The organism is Saccharopolyspora sp. ID03-671 (assembly GCF_045278815.1).
Lineage (GTDB): Bacteria > Actinomycetota > Actinomycetes > Mycobacteriales > Pseudonocardiaceae > Saccharopolyspora > Saccharopolyspora ipomoeae.
In genome coordinates this window covers 876,001-900,748 of record NZ_CP134054.1, presented here as the reverse complement: position 1 = coordinate 900,748, position 24,748 = coordinate 876,001, and the positions used below count along the sequence as shown (strand labels likewise).

General features: G+C 71.5%; 23 protein-coding genes and 1 riboswitch. Of the genes, 19 read left to right on the top strand and 4 right to left on the bottom strand.

Features of this window, described 5'->3' with window-relative positions:
* The first annotated feature begins 160 nt into the window (after positions 1–160).
* From REH65_RS04290 to REH65_RS04270, 5 genes are read left to right on the top strand one after another with little or no spacing between them, the layout of a single operon-like run.
* Positions 161–946, top strand: a complete 786-nt coding sequence (locus REH65_RS04290; RefSeq protein ID WP_406693079.1) for a 2,3-dihydro-2,3-dihydroxybenzoate dehydrogenase — start codon at positions 161–163, stop codon at positions 944–946.
* A gap of 27 nt (positions 947–973) precedes the next feature.
* Positions 974–2,230 carry an isochorismate synthase DhbC gene (gene dhbC, locus REH65_RS04285; RefSeq protein WP_406691369.1) on the top strand — a complete coding sequence of 419 codons (1,257 nt, stop codon included), beginning with the start codon at positions 974–976 and terminating at the stop codon, positions 2,228–2,230.
* Between the two features lie 12 nt (positions 2,231–2,242).
* Positions 2,243–3,868, top strand: coding sequence for a (2,3-dihydroxybenzoyl)adenylate synthase (locus REH65_RS04280; protein ID WP_406691368.1), 1,626 nt, complete (start codon positions 2,243–2,245; stop codon positions 3,866–3,868).
* 39 nt (positions 3,869–3,907) lie between these two features.
* The gene (locus REH65_RS04275) at positions 3,908–4,561 is read left to right on the top strand and encodes an isochorismatase family protein (protein ID WP_406691367.1); all 654 of its coding nucleotides are present in this window, start codon (positions 3,908–3,910) and stop codon (positions 4,559–4,561) included.
* Positions 4,562–4,593: 32 nt separating this feature from the next.
* Positions 4,594–4,830 carry a phosphopantetheine-binding protein gene (locus REH65_RS04270; protein ID WP_406691366.1) on the top strand — a complete coding sequence of 79 codons (237 nt, stop codon included), beginning with the start codon at positions 4,594–4,596 and terminating at the stop codon, positions 4,828–4,830.
* 56 nt (positions 4,831–4,886) lie between these two features.
* Here the strand turns inward: REH65_RS04270 and REH65_RS04265 are convergent, their stop codons facing one another.
* Positions 4,887–6,479 (bottom strand): beta-N-acetylhexosaminidase, encoded by a 1,593-nt coding sequence (locus REH65_RS04265; RefSeq protein ID WP_406691365.1) that lies wholly within the window; start codon positions 6,477–6,479, stop codon positions 4,887–4,889.
* 142 nt (positions 6,480–6,621) lie between these two features.
* Positions 6,622–8,502 (bottom strand): propionyl-CoA synthetase, encoded by a 1,881-nt coding sequence (locus REH65_RS04260; RefSeq protein WP_406691364.1) that lies wholly within the window; start codon positions 8,500–8,502, stop codon positions 6,622–6,624.
* Positions 8,503–8,836: 334 nt separating this feature from the next.
* Between REH65_RS04260 and REH65_RS04255 the strand changes: the two genes are divergently transcribed.
* From REH65_RS04255 to REH65_RS04190, 14 genes are all read left to right on the top strand, one after another.
* Entirely contained in the window at positions 8,837–9,082 is a 246-nt protein-coding gene (locus tag REH65_RS04255) for a hypothetical protein (protein WP_281455800.1), read from the top strand.
* Positions 9,083–9,232: 150 nt separating this feature from the next.
* Positions 9,233–9,916, top strand: a complete 684-nt coding sequence (locus REH65_RS04250) for a CDP-alcohol phosphatidyltransferase family protein (RefSeq protein ID WP_281455801.1) — start codon at positions 9,233–9,235, stop codon at positions 9,914–9,916.
* A 100-nt stretch (positions 9,917–10,016) separates the two neighbouring features.
* Positions 10,017–10,400 carry a glycine cleavage system protein GcvH gene (gcvH, locus tag REH65_RS04245; RefSeq protein WP_406691363.1) on the top strand — a complete coding sequence of 128 codons (384 nt, stop codon included), beginning with the start codon at positions 10,017–10,019 and terminating at the stop codon, positions 10,398–10,400.
* A 118-nt stretch (positions 10,401–10,518) separates the two neighbouring features.
* Positions 10,519–10,986 carry a glycogen accumulation regulator GarA gene (garA, locus tag REH65_RS04240; protein ID WP_281455803.1) on the top strand — a complete coding sequence of 156 codons (468 nt, stop codon included), beginning with the start codon at positions 10,519–10,521 and terminating at the stop codon, positions 10,984–10,986.
* Between the two features lie 398 nt (positions 10,987–11,384).
* Complete coding sequence (locus REH65_RS04235; protein WP_093422794.1) at positions 11,385–11,861, top strand: bifunctional nuclease family protein; 477 nt, start codon at positions 11,385–11,387, stop codon at positions 11,859–11,861.
* 281 nt (positions 11,862–12,142) lie between these two features.
* Positions 12,143–12,718 (top strand): MerR family transcriptional regulator, encoded by a 576-nt coding sequence (locus REH65_RS04230; protein ID WP_281455804.1) that lies wholly within the window; start codon positions 12,143–12,145, stop codon positions 12,716–12,718.
* A gap of 96 nt (positions 12,719–12,814) precedes the next feature.
* Positions 12,815–12,917, top strand: a riboswitch (glycine riboswitch).
* Between the two features lie 164 nt (positions 12,918–13,081).
* Positions 13,082–15,967 (top strand): aminomethyl-transferring glycine dehydrogenase, encoded by a 2,886-nt coding sequence (gene gcvP / locus REH65_RS04225; protein WP_406691362.1) that lies wholly within the window; start codon positions 13,082–13,084, stop codon positions 15,965–15,967.
* An 84-nt stretch (positions 15,968–16,051) separates the two neighbouring features.
* Positions 16,052–16,321: a HesB/YadR/YfhF-family protein gene (locus REH65_RS04220; RefSeq protein ID WP_281455806.1), complete on the top strand. Its 270-nt coding sequence runs from the start codon at positions 16,052–16,054 to the stop codon at positions 16,319–16,321.
* Positions 16,322–16,548: 227 nt separating this feature from the next.
* Positions 16,549–17,217, top strand: coding sequence for an energy-coupling factor ABC transporter permease (locus REH65_RS04215; RefSeq protein ID WP_281455952.1), 669 nt, complete (start codon positions 16,549–16,551; stop codon positions 17,215–17,217).
* A complete protein-coding gene (locus REH65_RS04210) occupies positions 17,214–17,549 on the top strand; it encodes a PDGLE domain-containing protein (protein ID WP_281455807.1) in 336 nt (111 codons plus the stop codon). The genes REH65_RS04215 and REH65_RS04210 overlap by 4 nt, the downstream gene beginning before the upstream one ends.
* A gap of 1 nt (position 17,550) precedes the next feature.
* Complete coding sequence (cbiQ, locus tag REH65_RS04205) at positions 17,551–18,318, top strand: cobalt ECF transporter T component CbiQ (protein WP_406691361.1); 768 nt, start codon at positions 17,551–17,553, stop codon at positions 18,316–18,318.
* Positions 18,315–19,100 carry an energy-coupling factor ABC transporter ATP-binding protein gene (locus REH65_RS04200; protein WP_406691360.1) on the top strand — a complete coding sequence of 262 codons (786 nt, stop codon included), beginning with the start codon at positions 18,315–18,317 and terminating at the stop codon, positions 19,098–19,100. The genes cbiQ and REH65_RS04200 overlap by 4 nt, the downstream gene beginning before the upstream one ends.
* 66 nt (positions 19,101–19,166) lie before the next feature.
* The gene (locus tag REH65_RS04195; protein ID WP_406691359.1) at positions 19,167–20,666 is read left to right on the top strand and encodes a class I adenylate-forming enzyme family protein; all 1,500 of its coding nucleotides are present in this window, start codon (positions 19,167–19,169) and stop codon (positions 20,664–20,666) included.
* Positions 20,667–20,756: 90 nt separating this feature from the next.
* A complete protein-coding gene (locus REH65_RS04190) occupies positions 20,757–21,968 on the top strand; it encodes a Bcr/CflA family multidrug efflux MFS transporter (RefSeq protein WP_406691358.1) in 1,212 nt (403 codons plus the stop codon).
* 19 nt (positions 21,969–21,987) lie between these two features.
* Here REH65_RS04190 and REH65_RS04185 read toward each other — a convergent pair whose 3' ends face one another.
* Positions 21,988–22,866 carry a 3-methyladenine DNA glycosylase gene (locus REH65_RS04185; RefSeq protein ID WP_406691357.1) on the bottom strand — a complete coding sequence of 293 codons (879 nt, stop codon included), beginning with the start codon at positions 22,864–22,866 and terminating at the stop codon, positions 21,988–21,990.
* 25 nt (positions 22,867–22,891) lie between these two features.
* Positions 22,892–24,577, bottom strand: coding sequence for a protein kinase domain-containing protein (locus REH65_RS04180; RefSeq protein ID WP_406691356.1), 1,686 nt, complete (start codon positions 24,575–24,577; stop codon positions 22,892–22,894).
* Positions 24,578–24,748 lie beyond the last annotated feature (171 nt).

The following is a 24,748-nucleotide window of genomic DNA, read 5'->3' as shown; positions in this document are numbered from 1 at the left end:
TCCTGCCGCTACTCCTGTGCGAGCAGCGGATTCGTCCGATGACCGTGCGTCGTCGGTGATCAATGCCACCTCATCAGCGGGAGATTCGCGTCCACTTCATGTTCTAAACTCAGGCTCGCCTGACAAAGGTTAGGCTAGCCTCAGTTGAGTGAAGGGCGAGATGAACCGGACGGGGATCAGCGGCGAGGTCGCCATCGTGACCGGCGCCGGCCAGGGGATCGGCGCAGCCGTGGCGAGAGCGCTCGCCGAGGAAGGCGCCGAGGTCGCGGCCGTGGACCGCAACGGCGACAAGGCCACCGAGACGGCCGAGGGCCTCGCCGCCGAAGGGCACCGGGTGCGCGCCTACCGCGCCGACGTCGCCGACCCTGCCGCGGTCACCGAGGTCGTCACCCGGGTCGAGGCCGAGCAGGGCCCGATCGCGGTGCTCGCCAACGTCGCGGGCGTGCTGCAGGTCGGCACCGTGCAGGAGCTCACCGACGCCGAGTGGCAGCGCACCTTCGCCGTCAACACCACCGGCGTGTTCAACGTCTGCCGCGAGGTCTCGAAGCACATGATCTCGCGGCGCCGCGGTGCGATCGTCACGGTCGGGTCCAACGCCGCGGGAGTGCCGCGCCATTCCATGGCCGCCTACGCCGCCTCCAAGGCCGCCGCCACGATGTTCACCAAATCCCTCGGCCTGGAGCTGGCCGAGCACGGCATCCGCTGCAACATCGTCGCGCCCGGGTCCACCGACACCGACATGCAGCGCGGGATGTGGACCGACGGCAACGGCCCCGAGCGGGTCATCGCCGGCACGCCCGAGACCTACAAGGCGGGCATCCCGCTGCGCAAGCTCGCCACCCCGGAGGACGTCGCCCACGCCGTCGTCTTCCTCGCCTCCGACGAGGCCGGGCACATCACGATGCACGACCTGTACGTCGACGGCGGCGCGACGCTGCGCGCCTGACCTCCCGCGATTCGCCGAAAGGTTGTCATGACCACGATCGAGACCGACGGGCACGTCGACGCCGTCGACGACGCTCTCGCCGACGACGCCGCGGCACGCCTGCTGGCCGCCTACGAGCAGGGCCGGTCGTTCCTGTTCTCCGGCCCGCGCGGGGTGCTGCTGGCCCGCGGCGTGGCCGCGACCATGTCCAAGACCATGTGCGCGCGCTCGGACTTACCCGCGCGGATGCAGGAATTCCTCGACGGCGCCGTCGAATTCGGTCGTCGCAACCCGATGGTCGTCGGAGCGGTTCCCTTCGGCGGCACCCTGCCCGCGCACCTCGTGCTGCCCGAGGAGGTGGTGCGCGCCGAACCGCTGAACGTCCTGGTCCCGCAGCGCACACCGGTCTCCACCCCGACCTACTCGGTGCGCCCGGTGCCCGCCCCCGAGGAGTACGAGCGCGGCGTGGCGCGAGCGCTGCGCCGGATGGACGACGGCGATCTCACCAAGGCCGTGCTGGCCCGCAGCCTGGAGCTGACCTCGACGGAATCGATCGACGTCCGCGAGGTGCTGCGGAACCTGGCGATGGCGGACCCCGCCAGCTACACCTTCGCCGTCGACCTGCCGCGCCGCGGCGAGGACGGCACCCGCGACAGCTACGGTCCGCAACCGGCGCTGGAGCGCACCTTCCTGGGGGCCAGCCCGGAACTGCTGGTGTCCCGGCGCGGCACGCAGGTCCGCTCCAACCCGATGGCCGGATCGCGGCCGCGCAGCGGCGACCCGGCCGAGGACCAGCGCCGCGCCGCCGAACTCGCCGCCTCCGAGAAGGACCACCGCGAGCACGCGATGGTCGTCGAAGCCGTGGCCGACGCGCTGCGCCCGTTCTGCACCGACCTGCACGTGCCGCAGGCGCCGAGCGTGATCGGCACCAACGCCATGTGGCACCTGGCCACCGAGATCACCGGCGAGCTGCGCGACGCCGCCACGACCTCGCTGCACCTGGCCGACGCGCTGCACCCGACCCCGGCGGTGTGCGGCACGCCGATCGATCGGGCGCGCGAGGTCATCGCCGAGACCGAGCCGTTCGAGCGCGGCTACTACGCGGGCATGGTCGGCTGGTGCGACGCCGCCGGTGACGGCGAGTGGGTCGTGGCCATCCGCTGCGCCGAGGTCGAGGACGACGCGATGCGCCTGTTCGCCGGCGCCGGCATCGTGCCCGGCTCCGACCCGGCCGACGAACTCGCCGAGACCTCGGCGAAGTTCCGCACCGCGCTCACCGCGATGGGCCTGGACCAGGCCCTCTGAGGGGACATCACCATGATCGCGAATCTGCCAGGCGTGACGCTCTGGCCCGACGAGTTCGCCGAGCGCTACCGCGCCGCCGGGTACTGGCAGGGCTACACCTTCGGCCAGATGCTGCGGGTGCGCGCTACCAAGCACCCCGACCGGGTCGCCGTCGTCGAGGGCGAGCGCCGGATCACCTACGGCGAGCTGGACGCCCGCGCCGACCGGCTGGCCGCAGGGCTGCGCGAGCGCGGAATCGCCAAGGGCGACCGGGTCGTCGTGCAGCTGCCCAACGTCGCCGAGTTCTTCGAGGTCTGCTTCGGCCTGTTCCGGCTCGGCGCGGTCCCGGTGTTCGCGCTGCCCTCGCACCGGATGACCGAGATCTCCTACTTCTGCGAGTTCAGCGAGGCCGCCGCCTACATCACCGTCGACGCCGAAGCCGGGTTCGACCACCGCGCGCTGGCCGCCGACGTCGCCGCCAAGCAGGAGGGCCTGCAGGTGTTCGTCGCGGGCGACGCGGGCGAGTTCACCGCGCTGTCCGATGTGGACGCAGATCCGGCCGAGCTGGACGAACCCGTCCCCGGCGACATCGCGTTCCTGCAGCTCTCCGGTGGAAGCACCGGCGTGCCCAAGCTGATCCCGCGCACCCACGACGACTACATCTACTCGTTCCGCGCCAGCAACGACCTCTGCGGCGTCACCGAGGACACCGTCTACCTGGTGGCGCTGCCCGCCGCGCACAACTTCCCGATGAGCTCGCCCGGCACCTTCGGCGTGCTGCACGCGGGTGGCCGCGTCGTGCTCGCCCGGCGGCCCAGCCCCGACGAGGTGTTCCCGCTCGTCGAGAGCGAGCGGGTGACGCTGACCGCCGCCGTGCCGCCGCTGGCGCTGCTGTGGCTCGACGCCGCCGCCGAGACCTCGCACGACCTGTCCAGCCTGGAGGTGCTGCAGGTCGGCGGCGCCAAGTGCAGCGAGGAGGTCGCCCGCCGGGTGCGCCCGGTGCTCGGCGCGACCCTGCAGCAGGTGTTCGGGATGGCCGAGGGCCTGGTCAACTACACGCGGCTGGACGATCCCGAGGACGTCATCGTCAGCACCCAGGGACGGCCCATCTCGGCCGACGACGAGGTGCTGGTCGTCGACGACGAGGACAACCCGGTCCCGGCGGGCGAGACCGGGCACCTGCTGACCCGCGGCCCCTACACGATCCGCGGCTACTACCGGGCCGACGAGCACAACGCGCGCGCCTTCACCCCCGAGGGCTTCTACCGCACCGGTGACGTCGTCCGGTTCACCGCCGAGGGCAACATCGTCGTCGAGGGCCGCGCGAAGGACCAGATCAACCGCGGTGGCGAGAAGGTCGCCGCCGAGGAGGTGGAGAACCACCTGCTGGCCCACCCCGCCGTGCACGACGCCGCCGTGGTGTCCATGCCGGACGACTACCTGGGGGAGCGGACCTGCGCGTTCGTCGTGCCGCGCGGCACCGCGCCCAAGGCGCGGGAGCTCATCAAGTTCGTCCGCGAGCGCGGCCTGGCCGGGTACAAGGTGCCCGACCGCGTGGTGTTCGTCGAGCAGTTCCCGCAGACCGGCGTCGGCAAGGTCTCCAAGCGCGACCTGCGCGAGGCCATCAGCCGCGAGCTCGTGCCGAAGCTCGGCCGCTGACAACGACTTTCCACGCAACAGATTGTGAAGGGGGAGCCCGTGGCGCTTCCGAGCATCGCACCCTACCGCGTTCCGCAGGCCGAGGAGCTGCCCGCCAACAAGGTCTCCTGGCGGCCGGACCCGGCACGCGCGGTGCTGCTGATCCACGACATGGAGCGGCACTTCGTCAACGCCTTCGCCCCCGGCGCCGACCCGCTGAGCCAGGTCGTGCCGAACATCGCGCTGCTGCGCGAACGCGCCCGCGCCGCAGGCGTTCCGGTGGTCTACTGCGCCCAGCCCGGCGGGCAGACCCCCGAGCAGCGCGGCCTGCAGCTGGAGTGGTGGGGGCCCGGAGTCGCCGACCCCGCGATGGAGGCGATCATCGACGAGCTGGCGCCCGGTGCCGGTGACGTCCAGCTGACCAAGTGGCGCTACAGCGCCTTCCAGCGCACCGACCTGCGCGAGCGGATGCGGGAGTGGGGCCGCGACCAGCTGATCATCACCGGCATCTACGCCCACATCGGCTGCCTGATGACCGCCTCGGAGGCCTTCCAGCAGGAGGTCCAGGCGTTCTTCGTCGCCGACGCGGTCGCCGACTTCTCCCGCGCCGACCACGACATGGCCGTCTCCTACGCGGCCCGCAACTGCGGTGTCGTCGACACCACCCGGAACCTGGTCGGCGACCTCGTCGCGCCGGAATCCGAAGTCGCCTGAAACCGACCACCACAGCAGGAGAATTCCGGAAGATGCCCGACAAACTCACCCTCGAAGCGGTCCGCGAGCAGGTCGCCGAACTCCTCTACGAGGACCCCTCCGAACTGGCCGACGACGAAGACCTCATCGACTGGGGCCTGGACTCGGTCCGGATCATGACGCTGGTGGAGCAGTGGCGCAAGCAGGGCGTCCAGATCACCTTCGCCGACCTCGCCGAGCGCCCCACCCTGGCCGACTGGTGGCAGGTCATCGAGCCGAAGATCGGCTGACCGCGCTCGCGGGAGTCGGCGGGGAGGAGGCCGACTCCCGCGGCGGTGCCCTGGGCCTACGGGGCCCAGGGGATCTGCGGGCTCCGGTAGAAGTCCTGGCCGGCGGCCTGCCAGCGCGGGCCTTGCGCGGCCAGCCTGCCCCGGAACGACTCCCAGTTCAGGGATCGCTTCGGGGACCAGCCGAGCTCGGCGATGGCCGGGAGGCGGGGGAAGGCCATGAACTCGATGTGCTGCGAGGTCTCCAGGGTCTCGCTGAACATCGGCGCCTCCACGCCGAGGACCGACTCCTCCGGCACGCCCAGGTGGTCGGCCGGGTCCCAGCCGTAGGCGTCGGCGACCTCGATGAACCCGGCCCACTCCAGGCCCAGCGGCGTGTTCTCGTCGTACTTCATGTCCATGTAGGACTTGTTCGCCGGCGACGCCAGGACCTTGTTGCCGCGCGTCACCGCCTCGTCGAGCAGCGGATCACCGTTGGTGGTGCCCCAGAACTGCAGCGCCGCGTCGCCCTTCGGGGCGGCCTTGCCGTACTCGTGCCAGCCCAGCGGCTTCTTGCCGTACTTCTCCACCAGCGGCAGCACCTTCGACATGAAGGCCACGTAGTCCTCGTCGGTGGTGGAGTGCGCCTCGTCGCCGCCGATGTGCAGGTACGGGCCGGGGGTCAGCGCCGCGACCTCGCGGATGACGTCCTCGACGAACCGGTAGGTCACGTCCTTGTTCACGCAGAGCGAGCTGAACCCGACGTCGATGCCGGTGTAGGGCGGCGGTGCCACTCCGTCGCAGTTGAGCTCCGCGTAGGAGGTCAGGGCGGCGTTGGTGTGCCCCGGCATGTCGATCTCGGGGATGACGGTCATGTGCCGGGACGCGGCGTAGTCGACGATCTCGGAGTAGTCCTGCTGCGTGTAGAACCCGCCGGGCGTGCCGCCGACCTCCGTCCGGCCGCCGACCTTGGTCAGCCGCGGCCAGCTGTTGATCTGCAGCCGCCAGCCCTGGTCGTCGGTCAGGTGCAGGTGCAGTCGGTTGATCTTGTACTTGGCGATCTGGTCGATGTAGCGCTTGACCATGTCGACGGTGAAGAAGTGCCGCGCGGGGTCCAGCTGCGCCGAGCGGTGCCCGAAGCGCGGCTTGTCGGTGATCTCGCCACCGGGCACCGTCCACGGGCCCGGCTGCGCCGTCGCGCTCTCGATGCTCGCGGGCAGCAGCTGCCGCAGCGTCTGCACCGCGTTGAACAGCCCGTCCGGGCTGGTCGCGCGCACCCGCACGGCGTCGTCGGCGACCTGCAGCCGGTAGCCCTCCGGGCCCAGCGCCGGGTCGCCGTCGAGCGCCAGCGCGATGTCACCGGTGCCGGGCAGTGCGGGGTCGGGCAGGGCGGGGTTGACCGGCACGGGGAATCCGGTCGAGGGCCGCAGCACGCCCGCCAGGTATTCGCCGACCTCGGCGGCCTCGCCCGGCGCCAGGATCGCGGTCCGCTCGGACAGCGCGAACTCGGCCGCCGGGTCCGGCGTCACCGATTCCGGCGCGGGCACGATGTTCTCCATCGCGGAGGGCGCCGGTTCGGCACCGGCCGGAACGACACCTCCCGCGGCCAGCAGAGCTCCGGCGACGACGGCCAGTCCGGCCCTCGCCGCCCTCGATCGGGGTCGTGCGCTCATCGTCGTGGCTCCATCCTCGGGGGAACGGTGGAGCACAAAGGTATAGACCACGACGCGGGTCGGGAGCCTCCGAACGGACGTATCGGACTCGGTTTGGCGAGAACTCGCCTCCGCCCAGCTGTTCTCGCCCAGCCGTTCTCGTTCAGCCGTCCCCGCGCAGCGCCGGGCGCAGCTGGTCCAGCACCGACGGGTCCTCGATCGTCGAGGGGACGTTGGTGTCACCTCGGTCGGCGATCTCGCGCATCGACTTGCGCAGGATCTTGCCCGAGCGGGTCTTGGGCAGGCCGTCGACGACCGCCACGTCGCGGAACGCCGCCACCGGGCCGATCTGCTCGCGCACCGCCGTCACCAGCTCCTCGCGCAGCGTCTCGGTCGCGATGTCCACACCGGACTTGAGCACCACGAACCCGCGCGGCACTTGACCTTTCAGCTGATCGTGCACGCCGATCACCGCGCACTCGGCCACCGCCGGGTGCGCCGCCAGCACCGCCTCCATCGAACCCGTCGACAACCGGTGCCCGGCCACGTTGATCACGTCATCGGTGCGGCCCATGACGAACACGTAGCCGTCGGCGTCGACGTAGCCGTTGTCGCCGGTGAGGTAGTAGCCGTCGTAGCGCGACAGGTAGGACTCGCGGAACCGCGCGTCGTCGCCCCACAACGTCGGCAGGGTGCCCGGGGGCAGCGGCAGCTTCAAGCAGATCGCGCCGTCGGTCTCCGGCGGCAGCGGGTTGCCCGCCTGGTCCAGCACCTCGACCTCGAAGCCCGGCACCGGCACCGTCGGCGACCCCGCCTTGACCGGCATCGGCTCCAGCCCGCGCAGGTTCGCGCAGATCGGCCAGCCCGTCTCGGTCTGCCACCAGTGGTCGATCACCGGTACGCCCAGCTGCTGCGCGGCCCAGTGGTAGGTCTCCGGGTCCAGCCGCTCACCGGCCAGGAACAGCGTCTCCAGGCAGGAGAGGTCGTGCTCGGCCATGAGGCTGCCGTCCGGGTCGACCCGCTTGATCGCCCGCAGCGCCGTCGGCGCCGTGAACAGCGCCTTCACCCGGTGCTGGGCGATGACCCGCCAGAACGCGCCCGCGTCCGGCGTGCCCACCGGCTTGCCCTCGTAGACCACCGTCGTCGCCCCGGTCAGCAGCGGCGCGTAGACGATGTAGGAGTGGCCGACCACCCAGCCCACGTCCGAGGCCGTCCAGAAGACCTCGCCGGGGGAGATGTCGTAGATGTTGGCCATCGACCAGCGCAGCGCCACCGCGTGCCCGCCGTTGTCGCGGACCACGCCCTTGGGCTTGCCGGTGGTGCCCGAGGTGTAGAGCACGTAGAGCGGATCGGTCGCGGCGACCGGAACGCACTCGGCCGGTTCGGCGTCGGCGATCGCGTCCTGCCAGTCGACGTCGCGCGCGCCCATCTCGGCGCGCGCCTGATCGCGCTGCAGCACGATCACCCGGCCCGGTTGGTGCTCGGTGAGCCGCAGCGCCTCGTCGACGATCGGCTTGTACTCCACGACCCGGTTCGGCTCCAGCCCGCAGGAGGCCGCCACGACCACGCTGGGCCGGGCGTCGTCGATGCGCGCCGCCAGCTCCTTGGGGGCGAAACCGCCGAAGACCACCGAGTGCACCGCGCCGATGCGGGCGCACGCCAGCATCGCGATCGCCGCCTCCGGGATCATCGGCAGGTAGAGCACCACCCGGTCACCCCGGTTCACGCCCTGCGCGCGCAGCGCCCCGGCGAAGCGGGCGACCGCGTCCAGCAGCTCGCGGTAGGTCCAGGTCCGCACCACACCGGTCATCGCCGAGTCCCAGATCAGCGCCGGCTGCTCGCCCCGGCCGTCGCGCACGTGCCGGTCCAGCGCGTTGAAGCAGGTGTTGAGCTCGCCGTCCGGGAACCAGCGGTACAACGGCGCGGCGGAGTCGTCCAGCGCTCGCGTCGGCTCGCGGTCCCACTCGATGGCCGTCGCCGCGTCGAGCCAGAAGCCCTCGCGGTCGGTCAGGCTCCGCCGGTAGTTCTCCGCGTACTCACCCATTGCCCGACTACCTCCCGAGCGCGTCCACTGTGACAACGCCTGTGTAGTACCTCAGATCGGATCACTGCGCCAGAGGCCCGGGCGTCCGTTCGGCCGAAACGCGTTCGTCACGAGCGAAACGTCGACGTTCGGATGAACGGACGAACGGAGTTCGGTCGCGCTCACCCCCGCTGCGGTTCGGCGACGCCGCGCGGCCGCTGGGCGCGGCGGGTGCGTTCTCGGCGCGACAGCACGACTTCCAGACCCCACAATCGGCGGCGAGCCGATGGCCGGGCTAACACCGAGGTGTCCCGCGCCGACAAATGAATCGGAGGTGCTACGAACTATGGGCACGATGGAACCGGCAGAACCCTCCAAGACCACGCGGTCGGCGACCGCCACGCTCGACGGCGCGCCGACCGCTGAGGAGTCCCACGATCTCCCGACCGCGCCGTGCAGCGTGGTGTGGAGCGGCGGTCACTCCTACGTCCGCGAGGGGAGCGCGGGCGCCCGCTGGGCGGGCGTGGACGATCGCGGCAGAGCCCGGTTCCTCACCGATGCCGAGTTGCGACGGCGCGGCTGGAGCCGCACGCGGGACTGACGTGCACCGGATCTTCCCGCGTCGCGGGACCTCCGGGCACCGGCTGGCCGCCAGGTGGGTTGTGCTGCCGATATGAGACCCTGATCGGGTCAGGATGCACAGGTGTGCACCCGTTGCGGGACAGCGCGCACAACCATTCAGGGGAGGCTCGTGGTGCAGGACGCCGAGCGCACCACGGAAAACACCACGAGCGGCTCGCAGGCCGAGACGGGCGGACCCGGCGATCCGGGCCTGGACCGGATCCGCGAGGTCGCCCGCGGGGTGTGGGCCGATCCCTGGTGGACGCTGCCGAACCTGCTCAGCGTGATCCGCCTGGCCGGCGTGCCGGTCTTCCTCTGGCTGCTGCTCGGGCCGCAGGCCGACCTGCTGGCGCTGCTGGTCCTGGTGGTCAGCGGTGCCACCGACTGGCTGGACGGCAAGCTGGCCCGCTGGCTCAACCAGTACAGCCGCATCGGCGAGCTGCTCGACCCGGCCGCCGACCGGCTCTACATCGTCGCCACCCTGATCGCCTTCGTGCTGCGCGACGTCATCCCGTGGTGGGTCGCGGTCGCCCTGGTCGGCCGCGACGTCGTGCTCACCCTGTGCCTGCCGGTGCTGCGCTGGCACGGCTACGAGCCGCCGGAGGTGCACTACCTCGGCAAGGCCGCCACGTTCTGCCTGATGTACGCGTTCCCGCTGCTCCTGCTGGTGCAGGACGACTTCACCGGGGCCGACGTGGTCCGGCCCATCGCCTACGCCTTCACCGCCTGGGGCGGGGCGCTGTACGTGTGGGCGGGCATCCTCTACCTGGGCCAGGTCATCGCCGCCGTGCGGGGAGCCCGCACGCGGACCTGATCTTGCGTGCGCGTCGTCTTGCGGCCGTCGGCGGCCGGTGAATACGCTCGCCGCGTCGATCACTCGGCACCTTGCACACGGCGGACGAAAGGCGGGACCAGTGGCGGCCCCGGAGATCAAGTACACCGAAGAGCACGAGTGGGTCCAGAGCGTCGGTGACGACACCGTGCGCATCGGCATCACCGACTACGCCCAGCAGCAGCTCGGCGACGTGGTGTTCGTCCAGCTTCCCGAGACGGGGCAGCAGGTCACCGCCGGTGACTCGATGGGCGAGGTGGAGTCGACCAAGAGCGTCTCCGACATCTACGCCCCGGTGACCGGTGAGGTCACGGCGGGCAACACCGCGCTGGAGGACCAGCCGGAGTTGGTCAACTCGGATGCCGCGGGTGACGGCTGGATGGTCGAGATCCGGCTCGCCGACCCGGACCAACTGGCGGGTCTGCTCGACGCCGAGGCCTATCAGAACCTGATCGACCAGGCATGATCGTCCGACGCGGCGGCGTCCGTGCGACGATGTCGGGAGTCGCTCGTCACGGGGCTGTCCAGGCACGGTACGTTGGGCGCATACTTGGCACGATCTATCCGCGTAGAGGAGAGCTCAGGTGAGCCAAAACAGCGGCTTCGGCGATGTTCCGCCGGAGCAGTCACCGGAGACCACCTCGGTCTTCAGGCCCTTCCTCTCGGAGCAGGAGAGCACCGAGAGCGCGGCCCCGGAGCCTGCCGCCGCGTCCGGGGTCGATGCGCTGCCCGCGGGTTCCGCCCTGCTGGTGGTCAAGCGCGGTCCCAACGCGGGTTCGCGGTTCCTCCTGGACCGCGAGACCACCAGTGCCGGACGCCACCCGGACAGCGACATCTTCCTGGATGACGTGACGGTGTCCCGGCGGCACGCCGAGTTCCGCCGCGAGGGCAACGACTTCGTGGTCGTGGACGTGGGCAGCCTCAACGGCACCTACGTGAACCGGGAACCGGTGGACACCTCGGTGCTCGCCAACGGCGACGAGGTGCAGATCGGGAAGTTCCGCCTGGTGTTCCTGACCGGGCCGATCGATGGGGGCCAGGGCGGCCGCTGAGGCCGCCGATCAGGGCTTTGTCAACCCGTCAGCGGGGCGGCGCCGAGGGGCGCCGCCCCGCTGACGCATGAGGCAACTGCGCCGCCCGCGCGCGGACGTCCTCCCCGCACCGGGAATTTCCCGGGACCACAAGCGGTTTCCACAGCACAGCGGGGGATTTCCGATGGAGTCGGTGATCTCCCGCGCGGTGTATCGTGCAGGGTAATGCTCGACGACGAGCTCAGCCGGCGGTCCGGGCCGCGAGCCCCGATTCGCAACGACCGCGACGGTGGGCGGTCCGCTGGGGCCGCCGGTGGGAAAGGGCGTGTCCGCCGTATCGCGGGTAGCGTCGGAGGCGTCGGTGCGGGACCCTCGACGGGGAAGTCACGCTTCGGCGCGCTGGAGGAGGCGATGTGACGATGAGCAGCGAGATGCGCGTCGTCGGCGTGCGAGTGGAACTACCGGCGAACCAGCCGATCCTGCTGTTGCGCGAGGCCGAGGGCGAGCGCTACCTGCCGATCTGGATCGGGTCGGTGGAGGCGACGGCCATCGCCTTGGAGCAGCAGGGCGTGCGGCCCCAGCGGCCGCTGACGCACGACCTGCTCAAGGACGTCATCGGCGCCCTGGGCCGCGATCTGGAGCAGGTGCGGATCACGGATCTGCAGGAGGGCACGTTCTTCGCCGAGCTGGTGTTCGACGGCGATGTGCGGGTGTCGGCGCGACCGAGTGACTCGGTGGCGCTGGCGTTGCGGATCGGCGTGCCGATCCACGCCGACGAATCGGTCCTCGACGAGGCCGGGCTGATCATCCCGGACGAGCAGGAGGACGAGGTCGAGAAGTTCCGCGAGTTCCTCGACTCGGTCTCCCCGGAGGACTTCCGCGGCGCCGACACGTAGGCGCCGACACGCAGCAGGACCAGCCCTGCTGGGCCGAACAGACCACCCCGGCCCCCGAGTCGCGCGAGCGGCTCGGGGGCCGGATCTCGTGCGAGGCGAACGCGGGCTCACGTCCCCCGCGCGTCGCGTTGACCCGCCTGCTGAGCGGGCCTACCTTCGGAAGTACGCGAATTGCCCCGGTGTGATTCAGCCGGTGTACGGCTTCGCGGCCCTGGATCAGAAGCGGTCCGGGAGCTGGTGATCGTCGTCGTCGGCTGCGGGCCGGACGAGGGGAGGCAGGCGTGGTGGAGCAAGCAGCGAACGCGGATGACGCTGCGGAGCAGGGTGAGCTGTTCCCCGACGCCTCGGCCCCCGACGAGCTGGTCGGTTACCGCGGGCCGGCGGCCTGCCAGATCGCGGGCATCACCTACAGGCAGCTGGACTACTGGGCGCGCACCAAGCTCGTCGGCCCGTCCATCCGCGGCGCGGCCGGGTCGGGTTCCCAGCGGCTGTACTCGTTCAAGGACATCCTGGTGCTCAAGGTGGTCAAGCGATTGCTCGACACCGGGGTCTCGCTGCACAACATCCGGGTCGCGGTGGAGCACCTGCGCAAGCGCGGCGTGCAGGACCTGGCGAAGCTGACGCTGTTCAGCGACGGCACCACGGTCTACGAGTGCACCTCCGCGGAGGAGGTGGTCGATCTGCTCCAGGGCGGCCAAGGAGTGTTCGGCATCGCCGTCAGCGGCGCGATGCGCGAGATCAGCGGCACGATCCACGAGTTCCCGGCCGAGCGCGCCGACGGCGGCGAGAACATCGAGTCGTCGATGACCGACGAGCTGGCGGCCCGCCGCCGCGACCGCCAGGCCGAAACCGGCTGAACCCGGTCCGGTCGCGACCACCCTCGGCCATCTGTGCGGTAGACGACATTGATGGTCTGATAAGCGCGGTTGATCGGGTACTCTGAGCGCCATCGCCGACCCCGTGCGGGAGAGTCCGGTCCTGGCCTCGGCCAGGGCAGGCGCCGAAGGAGCAACTCTCCCCGACAACCTCTCAGGCCACCTGGACCGCACGGGCGAGATACCTCTGGAAAGCGGGCACACCCACCAGGTGCGCCCCGCCGACGGTGCAAGCCCGGTCCGCCGGGTGAAGCTCTCAGGCGTTCGCTTCGCGAACGGGGACAGAGGGGGAGAGCAGCGCAGAGCTGCCGCCCTTTGTTCGCCGCGATGAGTGAGGTTTTGGCGATGACCGACGCGACGCACGACCGCATCCCGCTGGCCGCGCTGGAGCACGGAAGGCCGTTCGCGGACCGCCACGTCGGGCCGATGCCCGCTGAGCTGGCCCGCATGCTCGACGTCATCGGCGTCGGCTCCCTGGAGGAGCTGGGCCAGAAGGCCGTCCCGGACACCATCCGCGAGTCCGACCTGCAGCTGGCCATGCCGGACCCGGCCACCGAGACCGAGGCGCTGGCCGAGCTGCGCGACCTCGCCGGCCGCTGCACCCCGCACACCGAGATGATCGGGCTGGGCTACTACGGCACGATCACCCCGCCGGTGATCCTGCGCAACGTGCTGGAGAGCCCCGCCTGGTACACCGCCTACACGCCCTACCAGCCGGAGATCTCGCAGGGCCGGCTGGAGGCGCTGCTGAACTTCCAGACGATGGTCGCCGACCTGGCCGGGGTGCCGGTGTCCAACGCCTCGATGCTCGACGAGGCCACCGCTGCGGCCGAGGGCATGACCCTGGTGCGCCGCGCGGGCAAGTCCAAGTCGCCGCGCTTCCTGGTCGACGCCGACACGCTGCCGCAGACCATCGCCGTCATCGAGACCCGCGCCGAGCCGCTGGGCATCGAGGTCGTGGTGGCCGACCTGTCGGCCGGGGAGCTGCCCGAGGGCGAGTTCTTCGGCGCCCTGCTGTCCTACCCGGGCGCCTCCGGTGCGGTGCGCGACCACGAGGCGCTGATCAGCGCGATCCACGACACCGGGGCGAAGGTCGTCGTGGCCGCCGACCTGCTGTCGCTGACGCTGCTGCGCGCGCCCGGTGAGATCGGCGCCGACGTGGTCGTGGGCTCCACCCAGCGCTTCGGCGTGCCGATGGGCTTCGGCGGCCCGCACGCCGGGTTCATGGCCGTGGCCAAGGGCCTGGAGCGGCAGCTGCCCGGTCGTCTGGTCGGCGTGAGCACCGACGTCGACGGGAACCAGGCCTACCGGCTCGCGCTGCAGACCCGCGAGCAGCACATCCGCCGCGAGAAGGCCACCAGCAACATCTGCACCGCGCAGGTGCTGCTGGCCGTGGTCGCCTCGATGTACGCGGTCTACCACGGCCCGGACGGGCTCAAGGCGATCGCGACCCGCGCGCACCGGATGGCGAGCGTGCTCGCCGAGGGCCTGCGCCGCGGTGGTGTCGAGGTCGTGCACGCGGAGTTCTTCGACACCGTCCTCGCGCGCGTCCCGGGCAAGGCCGACGAGGTGCTGGCCGCGGCCCGCCGGGCCGGGGTGAACCTGCGCCGCGTCGACGCCGACCACGTCGGCATCAGCTGCGACGAGACCACCACCCGCGCCCACCTGGCCGCGGTGTGGGACGCCTTCGGTCTCGCCGGCGACGTCGACGCCCTCGACGCCGAGACCCCGGACTCGCTGCCGGGCGCGCTGGCGCGCACCTCCGAGTACCTGACGCACCCGGTGTTCCGCACCCACCGCTCGGAGACCTCACTGCTGCGCTACCTGCGGCAGCTGTCGGACAAGGACATCGCGCTGGACCGCAGCATGATCCCGCTGGGCTCGTGCACGATGAAGCTCAACGCGACCGCGGAGATGGAGCCGATCACCTGGCCCGAGTTCTCCTCGCTGCACCCGTTCGCGCCCGCCGAGGACGCGGAGGGCCTGCTCAAGGTCGTCTCCGACCTGCAGGAGTGGCTCGCCGAGGTCACCGGGTACGACGCGGTCAGCCTGCAGCCCAACGCGGGCAGCCAGGGCGAGTTCGCCGGTCTGCTCGCCATCCGCGCCTACCACCACGACCGTGGTGCGACCGCGCGCGACGTGTGCCTGATCCCGGCCAGCGCGCACGGCACCAACGCCGCCAGCGCCGTCATGGCCGGGATGCGCGTGGTCGTGGTGCGCTGCGACGAGCAGGGCAACATCGAGATGGAGCACCTGCGCGAGCTGGTCGGCAAGCACGCCGAGGACCTCGCCGCGATCATGATCACCTACCCGTCGACGCACGGCGTCTACGAGGACACCGTGCGCGAGGTGTGCGGGCTGGTGCACGACGCGGGCGGCCAGGTCTACGTCGACGGCGCGAACCTCAACGCGCTGATCGGCCTGGCCCGGATGGGCAAGTTCGGCTCCGACGTCTCGCACCTGAACCTGCACAAGACGTTCTGCATCCCGCACGGCGGTGGCGGTCCGGGCGTCGGCCCGATCGGGGTGCGCGAGCACCTGGCGCCGTTCCTGCCCAACCACCCGCTGCAGCCCGCGGCCGGTCCGGAGACCGGTGTCGGCCCGATCAGCGCCGCCCCGTGGGGCAGCGCCTCGATCCTGCCGATCTCCTGGGCCTACGTGCGGATGATGGGCGCCGACGGCCTGCGCCGCGCGACGCTGACCGCGGTCGCCTCGGCCAACTACGTGGCCCGCAGGCTCGGTGAGTACTTCCCGGTGCTCTACACGGGTGCGGGCGGCTTCGTCGCCCACGAGTGCATCCTGGACCTGCGGCAGATCAGCAAGACCAGCGGCATCACCGTCGACGACGTGGCCAAGCGGCTCGCCGACTACGGCATCCACGCCCCGACCATGTCGTTCCCGGTCGCGGGCACGCTGATGGTCGAGCCGACCGAGAGCGAGAACCTCGCCGAGCTGGACCGCTTCTGCGAGGCGATGATCGCGATCCGCGCCGAGATCGACAAGGTCGTCGCCGGTCAGTGGCCGGCCGACGACAACCCGCTGGTCGGGGCTCCGCACACGGCGGCCAGCCTCGCCCAGGAGTGGCGCCACTCCTACTCCCGCGAGGAGGCCGCCTACCCGCTGGGCACCGACGCGATCAAGGTGTTCCCGCCGGTCCGCCGGATCGACGGGGCCAAGGGCGACCGGAACCTGGTGTGCTCGTGCCCTCCGTTGGAGGCCTACCAGAGCTGAGTCGGCGGGTCGGTTTGCGCGCGCGGTCGCGGCGGTGACACGGTGGCCACTTCAACCGACCGGCTCCGAGAGGAGTTGAGCACCATGCTCACCATCAGTGAGAGCGCCGTGGAGGTCATCAAGCTCGTCCTCGTCGGCGGCGACTCTCCGGCCAGCTCGGGCTTGCGCATCGCGCCGGCCGGCGAGGGGCTGCAGGCGTCGATCGCCGAGGCACCCCAGGAGGGTGACGAGGTGATCGAGGAGAACGGGGTCCGGGTCTTCCTGGAGAAGGAGGTCGCCGAGCTCCTCGGTGACAAGACGCTCGACGCCGAGAAGGACAGCAGCGGCGAACTCGCGCTCGCCGTGCGCGACTGATCTGCTCGCGGGGCGGGGTCCGCAAGAGGGCCTCAGCCCGGTTCTTGAGCCGTCGACCCGGGTGGTATGCCCGGGTCGACGGCTTTTTCGCACAGGATTGCGACGAGCGCCTCTTGCCAGCACCTGGTGATAGCGGGTGATCGGCAACTACCCTGGACCGGCGGTAGTCCCGGCGGGGGACGCCCGGTTCGGGGAGAGGATGGCCAGTGCCGACCACGACGCTCGCGATGCACATGAGCGACGGGCTGCTCAACGCTCGGACGGCGGTGCTGTTCGCCGTCGTGGCGATAGCCGGCCTCGCGGTGGCGCTGGTGCGCGCGCGGGCCGATCTCGACGACCGCACGGCCCCGATGGCCGGGCTGGTGGCGGCGTTCGTGTTCGCCGCCCAGATGATCAACTTCCCGGTGCTGCCGGGCGTCAGCGGGCACCTGCTGGGCGGGGCGCTCGCCGCGATCCTGGCCGGACCGTGGGTCGGCGCGCTGTGCGTGGCGATCGTGCTGGTCGTGCAATCGCTGCTGTTCGCCGACGGCGGCCTGACGATGCTCGGCGCGAACATCACCAACATGGCGCTGATCGGCACCGCGGTGGGCTACCTGGTCGCGCTGGCGCTGCGCCGCTTCGCCGCGCGCAGCCGGGCCGGGCTGCTGACCACCGCGTTCGTCGCCGCCTGGGTCAACACCGTGCTCGCCTCCTGCGGTTTCCTCGTCGAGTACGCCATCGGCGGTGACGCCGGGTTCAGCCTGCCCGCGGTGTCGGTGGCGATCGTCGGCGTGCACTGCCTGATCGGACTCGGCGAGGGTCTGATCACCGCGGCCACCGTCGGCGCCGTGGCCGCCGCCCGCCCTGATCTCGTGCACCTGCTGCGCGGCGCCCGAACCCAGGAGGTCGTCCGATGAAGCGGTTCCTGCTGATCTTCGCCCTGGTCGTGCTGGTCGTCGCCGGTGGCGTGGCCTACTTCGCCGACTCCGACCCGGACGGCCTCGACTCGGTCACCCAGCAGGGCTGCTCGGTCGTGCGGACCGAGCAGGGCGAGTCGCTGGAGGGCAAGTGCATCGCCCAGCACGCGGGCGACCACGCGCTCGGCGACGGCCCGCTGGCCGACTACACCGTGGGCGGCGACGACCGGTTCACCGGCGTCGCCGGGATCATCGGGGCCGCGGTCACGCTGGCCGCGGCCGGAGGCCTGTTCTGGGGGCTGCGCCGCCGATCCGGGTCGGGGGAGGCCTGAGATGGGTGCCGGGCACACCCACGCCCTGCACCTGCCCGGTGCCACGGCGCTGCACCGGCTCGACCCGCACGTCAAGATCACCGCCGCGTTCCTGCTGGTCCTGTGCGTGGTGGCGACCCCGCGCGAGCACTTCTGGGCCTTCGGCGGTTACGCGGTCGTGCTGGCCGCGCTGGCGGCCGCCGCCCGGATCCCGCCGCGCTGGATGCTGACCCGGCTGCTCATCGAGGTGCCGTTCGTGGTGCTGGCGCTGCTGCTGCCGTTCACCGCGGGCGGTCCGACCACCGACGTCGCCGGGCTGGGGCTGTCCACCGAGGGGCTGCTGGCCGGGTTCAACATCCTGGTCAAGGGCACGCTCGGGCTGGGCACCTCGCTGCTGCTGGCGGCCACCACCGAGCCCCGCGAGATCGTGCTGGGCCTGCAGCGGCTGCGCGCGCCGAAGCTGGTGATCACCATCATCACGCTGATGCTGCGCTACGCCGAGGTGATCGTCGCCGAGGCCGGGCGGATGCGCGTCGCCCGGATCTCCCGGGGGCACGACCCGCGCTTCGCCTGGCAGGTCGGGGCGACCGCGCGGGGTGTGGGTAGCCTGTTCATCCGATCCTACGAGCGCGGCGAGCGCGTGCACCTGGCGATGCTCTCGCGCGGCTGGAGCGGCGAGATGCCCGAGCTCGAACCCGCTCGCCGCACCTCGTGGAAGACGTGGAGCCTCGGTCTGACCGCGCCCGCCGCGGCGGCCGTCGTCCTGGGGGTGTCGTGGTGGACCGCGTGACCGAGCAGCCCGCTGCTGCAGAGCAGCCCGCCGTCGCGGGCGGATCGCCGTGCGCGCCGGCCCTGGAGATCAGCGGCCTGGCCCACTCCTACCCGGACGGGCACCGCGCGCTGCGCGGCGTGGACCTGCGGGTGGAGCCGGGGGAGCGGGTCGCCGTGCTGGGCCCCAACGGCGCGGGCAAGACGACCTTGACGCTGCACCTCAACGGGGTGCTGCGACCCACCTCCGGGAGCATCCGCGTCGGCGGTCTGCCGGTGGAGACCCGGCACCTCAAGGAGATCCGGCGCCGGGTGGGCCTGGTGTTCCAGGATCCCGACGACCAGTTGTTCATGCCCACGGTCCGCGAGGACGTCGCGTTCGGGCCCGCCAACTTCGGCGCCCGGGGAGCCGAGCTGGAGCAGCGCGTCCAGCAGGCCCTCGACGCCGTCGGGATGACCGAGCACGCGCACCGCTCGCCGCTGCACCTCTCCGGCGGCCAGCGCAAGCGGGTCGCGCTGGCGGCGGTGCTGGCCTGCGAGCCGGAGCTGCTGGTGCTCGACGAGCCCTCGGCGAACCTGGAACCGGTGGCGCGCCGCGAGCTCGCGGAGGTCCTGCTCTCGGTCGGCCGGACGATGCTCATGGTCACCCACGACCTGCCCTACGCGCTGCAGCTGTGCCCGCGCAGCGTGATCATCGACGACGGCCGGGTCGTCGCCGACGCACCCACCGCCGAGCTGCTGGCCGACGAGGACCTGCTCGCCGAGCACCGGCTGGAGCTGCCGTTCGGGTTCCGGGTGCCGTGAGCGCTTGACCCGAATCATCCGGCGGGCGACCGTGATCGCGGTCGCACCCGACGGGGAGGTCAGGCGATGTTCGACAAGTCCGGCATCGAACGCGACGAGCAGGGCATCGCCCACTACACCGGGCTGCCGGACTCGCTGGTCGACATGCTGCGCGAGAGCGTCGAGCGCTTCGGCGACCGCGAAGCGCTCGTGGAGGTCGGCGGCGGACGGCTGACCTACCGCGAGCTGTGGCGCCGGTCCGCCCGGGTCGCCGGCGGGTTGCGCTCCGCCGGGATCTCGCGCGGGGACCGGGTCGCCAACCTGCTTCCCGCGGGCGTGGACTGGGTGCTGGCCTTCCTCGGCACCCAGCTCGCCGGGGCGGTCGCGGTGCCGGTCAACACCCGCTTCGCCCCGCGCGAGGTCGACTACGTGCTCACCGATTCCGGTGCGGCGTTCACCTTCCGGCCCGAGGAGCCGCTCCCGGACGGCGAGCCGCACGTCGTCGACGACCTCTCCCGCGACGAGGTCGCGGCGATCTTCTACACCAGCGGCACCACCGGGCTGCCCAAGGGGGCGATGACCACCCACGAGAACTTCCTGTCCAACGTGGAGAACGTCTGCCGGGTCAAGGGCATCGATGCTGAAACCGGTTGGCAGACGCGCAATCTCGTGTCGGTGCCGCTGTTCCACGTCACGGGCTGCAACACGCAGCTGCTGCTTCAGCTGTCCTTCGGCGGGGCGACCGTGGTCATGCCCAGGTTCGACGTGCGGCAGTTCCTGGAGGTGATCGCGGCCGAGCGGATCACCATGTTCACCACCGTGCCCGCGATCTACGCGCTGGCGCTCAAGCAGCCCGACTTCGCCGAGTTCGACCTCAGCCAGGTCCGCCACGTCTCCTACGGCGGCGCGCCGATGGCGCCCGCGCTGGTCGAGCGGATCAAGGCCGCGTTCCCGCAGGCCCGCGTGGGGAACGGGTTCGGGCTCACCGAGACCTCGTCGATCTCCACGTTCCTGCCGCACGAGCACTCGGTGGAGCACGCCGACTCGGTCGGGTACCCGGCGCCGGTGGTCGACGTGGCGGTGCGCGAACCCGACCCGGACACCGGCGTCGGCGAGCTGCTGATCCGCGGCCCCAACGTGGTGGCCGGCTACTGGAACAAGCCGGAGGCCACCGCGGCGACGTTCGTCGACGGCTGGCTGCGCACCGGAGACCTCGCGCGCGTGTCCGACGACGGGCTGGTGCACCTGGTCGACCGCGCCAAGGACGTCATCAACCGCGGCGGCGAGAACGTCTACTCCGTCGAGGTCGAGAACGCGCTGGCCGCGGTGCCGGGCGTGGTGGAGGCCGCCGTGGTCGGCGTACCGGACGACGTGATGGGCGAGAAGGTAGGTGCGGTGATCGTCGCCGACGAGGCCTTCGACGCCGCGCAGCTGCCCGCACACCTGGCCGACCGGCTCGCGGACTTCAAGATCCCGCAGTTCGTGCACCTCAGCGACCAGCCGCTGCCGCGCAACCCCGGCGGCAAGCTGCTCAAGCGCGACCTCCGCGGCACCACCGACTGGCAGGGCCCGCTCTGGGGCCGCTGATCGTCTCGTGCGACGAACGACTCATCGCCGTCGTCGTCGGCCCCGGGTTACCGTGACAGTGGTTTGCGGGGCGAACGATCGAGGGTGGGGATGGCTGAGTCGTCGCGGGCGAAGTTCGCGCTGATCCTGGGCGGGATGTCGGCCTTCGGGCCGTTGTCGATGGACATGTACCTGCCCGCGCTCCCGGCGATCGCCGGTGACCTGCACGCCGGGGCCTCCCAGGTGCAGCTCTCGCTGATGGCCTGCACGACCGGTCTCGCGCTGGGGCAGCTGGTCATGGGCCCGCTGTCGGACACCTACGGCCGCCGCCGCCCGCTGCTGATCGGCGTCGTCGTGTTCGCCCTCGCCTCGCTCGCCTGCGCGCTGGCGCCGTCGGCCTACGCGCTGGCCGCGTTGCGGCTCGTGCAGGGGTTCGGCGGGGCGGCGGGCATCGTCATCGCTCGCGCCGTGGTGCGCGACCTGTTCTCCGGGGTCGCACTCGCCAAGTTCTTCTCGCTGCTGATGCTGGTCAACGGCGTGGTCCCGGTGCTCGCGCCGGTGCTCGGCGGGCAGCTGCTGCGGGTCACCTCCTGGCGCGGGGTGTTCGTGACGCTGTGCGCGATCGGCGCCGCGCTGCTGCTGGCCGCCCTGCTCGCGCTTCCCGAGACGCTGCCGCGCGAGCAGCGCAGGCCCGGCAGCCTCCCGCAGACGCTGCGCACCTTCGGGAGCCTGGTGCGCGACCGGGTGTTCATCGGCTTCGCCCTGTCCGCGTCCCTGGCCTTCGCCGCCATGTTCGCCTACATCTCCGGCTCGTCGTTCGTGCTGCAGGAGGTCCACGACCTCTCACCGCAGATGTTCAGCCTGATCTTCGGCGTCAACTCGATCGGCATCGTGACGATGGGCCAGGTCAACGGCCTGCTGGTGGGCAAGGTCGACTCGCGGCGGCTGCTGGCGATCGGCCTGGCGGCCAACGCCGTCGGCGGGGTCTCGGTGGCCGTCTCGACCGTGCTGGGGCTGGGGCTCCCGGCGCTGCTGCCCGCGCTGTTCGTGACCGTGGCCAGCATCGGCCTGGTGTTCCCCAACGCCACCGCCCTGGCCCTGTCCGGTCATCGCGAGACGGCGGGGAGCGCCTCGGCGCTGCTGGGCGTGCTGCAGTTCATGATCGGCGGTCTCGTCTCGCCGCTGGTCGGCATCGCGGGCTCGGACACCGAGGTCCCGATGGGCCTGGTGATGGGAACGGTGTCGCTGTCGGCGGTCCTGGTCTTCCTCGTGCTGACCCGGCGCCGCAGCCCGGAGGCGCACCCGGTCGCACGCACCGGCTGACCGTCCCGCCGGGCCGAGGTCACGCGGCCTGTCGCGAGCCCCAGGCGAGCAGGTCGCGGCAGGTGTCGATCAGGCGGGAGCGCAGGACCGACGCCTCGTCGGCGAACTCGCGCTGACGGCGGACGTACTCGGCGCGGCCCTGCGGGGTCTCGATCGCCACCGGTTCGTAGCCCAGCTCGCCGAGGTCGTAGGGGCTCGCGCACATGTCCAGCTCGCGCACCCGCACCGCCAGCTCGAAGCAGTCCGCGAGCAGCTCGCCCGGCACGAACGGGTCGAGCTTGTAGGCCCACTTGAACAGGTCCATGTTCGCGTGCAGGCAGCCCGGCTGCTCCAGCCGGACCTGATCGGCGCGGGAAGGCTGCAGCGCGTTGAGCGGGCGCGCCTGCGGGGTGAAGAACCGGAACGCGTCGTGGTGCGTGCAGCTGATCGGCATCGACTCCACGACCTCGTCGGTGCCCCGGTGCCCGAGCCGCAGCGGCCACCCGGCGTGCCGGACGTCGCCGGGCTCGGTCCGGTAGACCATCGCCCACTCGTGCAGTCCGAAGCAGCCCAACCGGGCCGGGCGGGACGCGGTGGCGCTGAGCAGGCCGAGGATGAACTCCGCCGAGTCGCGGCGCTTGTCGGTCAGCGCCGCCGGATCCAGCGCCACGCCCTCGGGTGTCTCGGCGAAACCCTTGCGGGACAAGAACTCCCGACCGTTCTCCAGCGCCACGCCCACCCCGGGCTGCCAGCGCTCCAGGCGGGCCGGGCGGAACGAGTAGTAGGTGAACAGGAAGTCCAGCACCGGGTGCTTGCGCTGGTGGTGCTGCCGTTGCCGGTGCGGCGCCGTCCACTGCGACACCCGCTCCCGGTGGGCGTTCCGCCGCTCCCGCCACTCCTGCTCGCTCAGCACCAACATCGCTGGTCAGGGTAGCGGTCTGCGCTCAGTAGTCGAACTGGACCCAGTCCAGCTTCAGCACCTCCTGGCCACCGACCTCCGAGCTGACGACGAAATACACCGTGTGGAGTCCGGTGACCGGGTGGTCGAGGTCGAACGTGCGGATCTGCCAATCCTCGGCTCCCTCCGGGGAGGACGCCTTGAACTGGCCGATCTTCGTGCCGCTGGTGGAGTCCAGCCGGATCGAGACCGTCGTGTTGGCCGACTCGGGCTGCGCGGGGTAGAAGCGCGCGTTGATCTTGCGAGCGGGTACCGGACCGAAATCCACCGCGTCGAACCTCAGCGCTTGCCCGGACACCAGCGGTCCGAGGAAGTTGACACCGCGCTGGCTCGCTGTGCCGATCTCGGTGCCCACCCACCCCGCGGCCTCGGCCTGCATCACCTGGTGAGCACTGCCCATCGGGCGGCTCCGCTTGATCGTCCCGGAACCGCTGCTGTCGCCGAGCGTGTACCCGAACACGGCCGCCCCGAACACCGCCGCCCCGGTGGTCAGCACCACAGCCACCGCGCCCACGATGAGCGCGGTCCGCGCGCGGCGGCGTTGCGGCGCCGGAGATTCCTGCGATGGGCGGGCCGAATCCGGCCCGCTCGCGGGGTCCGGCGCCTGCCAGAGGCCGGACTGCGCGGGCAGGTTCGGTTGCGCGGCCCGAACCTGCTGCGGCGGGATCCACGGCCGGGACTGCGGTTCTCCCGCCACCGGCCGCGGCTGGGACGGCGGTGTGGGGGTCACGCGCGGGATGGATTGACGCCGTTCGGCGGGCCGCGAGGACTCGCGTGGAATCACCGACGGGGGAGGGGGCGTGGGGTGGAACCGCTCGGTTGGCCCCGCGGTGTTGGGGTCCAGCAGCGGCTCGAACGGTTCTTCGCCGGCCGAGCGGACGATCTCGTGCAGCCTGCGGCGCACCTCCACCAGCGGCATCCGCCGCTCCGGCTCCTTGACCAGCAGGCCGCCGAGGACCTCGCCGATCGGGCCGGTCTGGTGGTGGCGGGGGAGCGGGCCGTGCACGATCGCGCTGATGGTGATCAGCGGGTCGTTGCTCTTGTCGTAGGGCGGGCGGCCCTCCGCGGCCGAGTACAGCGTGGCGCCGAGCCCCCACAGGTCGGCCCAGGCGTCGAGGGTGCCCCGGCGGGCGATCTCCGGCGGCAGGTACGCGGGAGTGCCCAGCAGCACCTCGGAGCGGGTCATGGTCGTCTCGGCGACGTTGCGGGACAGCCCGAAGTCGGCCAGCTTGACCTGCCCGCGCGGCCCGAGCAGCACGTTGCCGGGCTTGACGTCGCGGTGCACGATGCCCACCTGGTGCGCGGCGTCCAGCGCTGCCGCCACCCCGTCGATCATCACGGCCAGCTGGTAGTGGTTGAGCGCGCGGTGCCGCTTGAGGATCGCCGACAGGCTCTGGCCCGGGACCAGCTCCATCACCACGTACGGGCTGCCGCCCTCGCGCGCCACGTCGTAGAGCATCACGGTGTTGGGGTGGTTCAGGGTGGCCATCGCGCGGGCCTCGCGCAGGGCGCGTTCGCGCAGGTCGGCGGCTTCTTCTTCGGGCACGTTCGCGGGCAGGTGGAGCTCCTTGACCGCCACCGGTCGTTCCAGGAGCTCGTCAGTCCCGGACCAGACGTAGCCCATCCCGCCCTTGCCGATGGTGCGGTCCAGCCGGTATCTGCCGCCGACCACGCGGCCCGAAGTCGATGTGTCCGCGTGGGACGGCGAGAGCTGATCATCTCGCACGCATGGACACTACCCAGTGAGCTCTCCCGCCCGCGCCGGGGGCATCCCCGGCGCGAACTGGGAAAACGGGATTTCGCGGCCGTTCGGGCGGGCCCGCTGCACCGGGGTTTCCGCCGA

Coding starts and splice junctions, on each gene's coding strand:
- REH65_RS04290 (WP_406693079.1), top strand. CDS start 161: ATGAACCGGACGGGGATCAGCGGCGAGGTCGCCATCGTGACCGGCGCC.
- dhbC (WP_406691369.1), top strand. CDS start 974: ATGACCACGATCGAGACCGACGGGCACGTCGACGCCGTCGACGACGCT.
- REH65_RS04280 (WP_406691368.1), top strand. CDS start 2,243: ATGATCGCGAATCTGCCAGGCGTGACGCTCTGGCCCGACGAGTTCGCC.
- REH65_RS04270 (WP_406691366.1), top strand. CDS start 4,594: ATGCCCGACAAACTCACCCTCGAAGCGGTCCGCGAGCAGGTCGCCGAA.
- REH65_RS04265 (WP_406691365.1), bottom strand. CDS start 6,479: ATGAGCGCACGACCCCGATCGAGGGCGGCGAGGGCCGGACTGGCCGTC.
- REH65_RS04260 (WP_406691364.1), bottom strand. CDS start 8,502: ATGGGTGAGTACGCGGAGAACTACCGGCGGAGCCTGACCGACCGCGAG.
- REH65_RS04255 (WP_281455800.1), top strand. CDS start 8,837: ATGGAACCGGCAGAACCCTCCAAGACCACGCGGTCGGCGACCGCCACG.
- REH65_RS04235 (WP_093422794.1), top strand. CDS start 11,385: ATGAGCAGCGAGATGCGCGTCGTCGGCGTGCGAGTGGAACTACCGGCG.
- gcvP (WP_406691362.1), top strand. CDS start 13,082: ATGACCGACGCGACGCACGACCGCATCCCGCTGGCCGCGCTGGAGCAC.
- REH65_RS04220 (WP_281455806.1), top strand. CDS start 16,052: ATGCTCACCATCAGTGAGAGCGCCGTGGAGGTCATCAAGCTCGTCCTC.
- REH65_RS04215 (WP_281455952.1), top strand. CDS start 16,549: ATGCACATGAGCGACGGGCTGCTCAACGCTCGGACGGCGGTGCTGTTC.
- REH65_RS04210 (WP_281455807.1), top strand. CDS start 17,214: ATGAAGCGGTTCCTGCTGATCTTCGCCCTGGTCGTGCTGGTCGTCGCC.
- cbiQ (WP_406691361.1), top strand. CDS start 17,551: ATGGGTGCCGGGCACACCCACGCCCTGCACCTGCCCGGTGCCACGGCG.
- REH65_RS04195 (WP_406691359.1), top strand. CDS start 19,167: ATGTTCGACAAGTCCGGCATCGAACGCGACGAGCAGGGCATCGCCCAC.
- REH65_RS04190 (WP_406691358.1), top strand. CDS start 20,757: ATGGCTGAGTCGTCGCGGGCGAAGTTCGCGCTGATCCTGGGCGGGATG.
- REH65_RS04185 (WP_406691357.1), bottom strand. CDS start 22,866: ATGTTGGTGCTGAGCGAGCAGGAGTGGCGGGAGCGGCGGAACGCCCAC.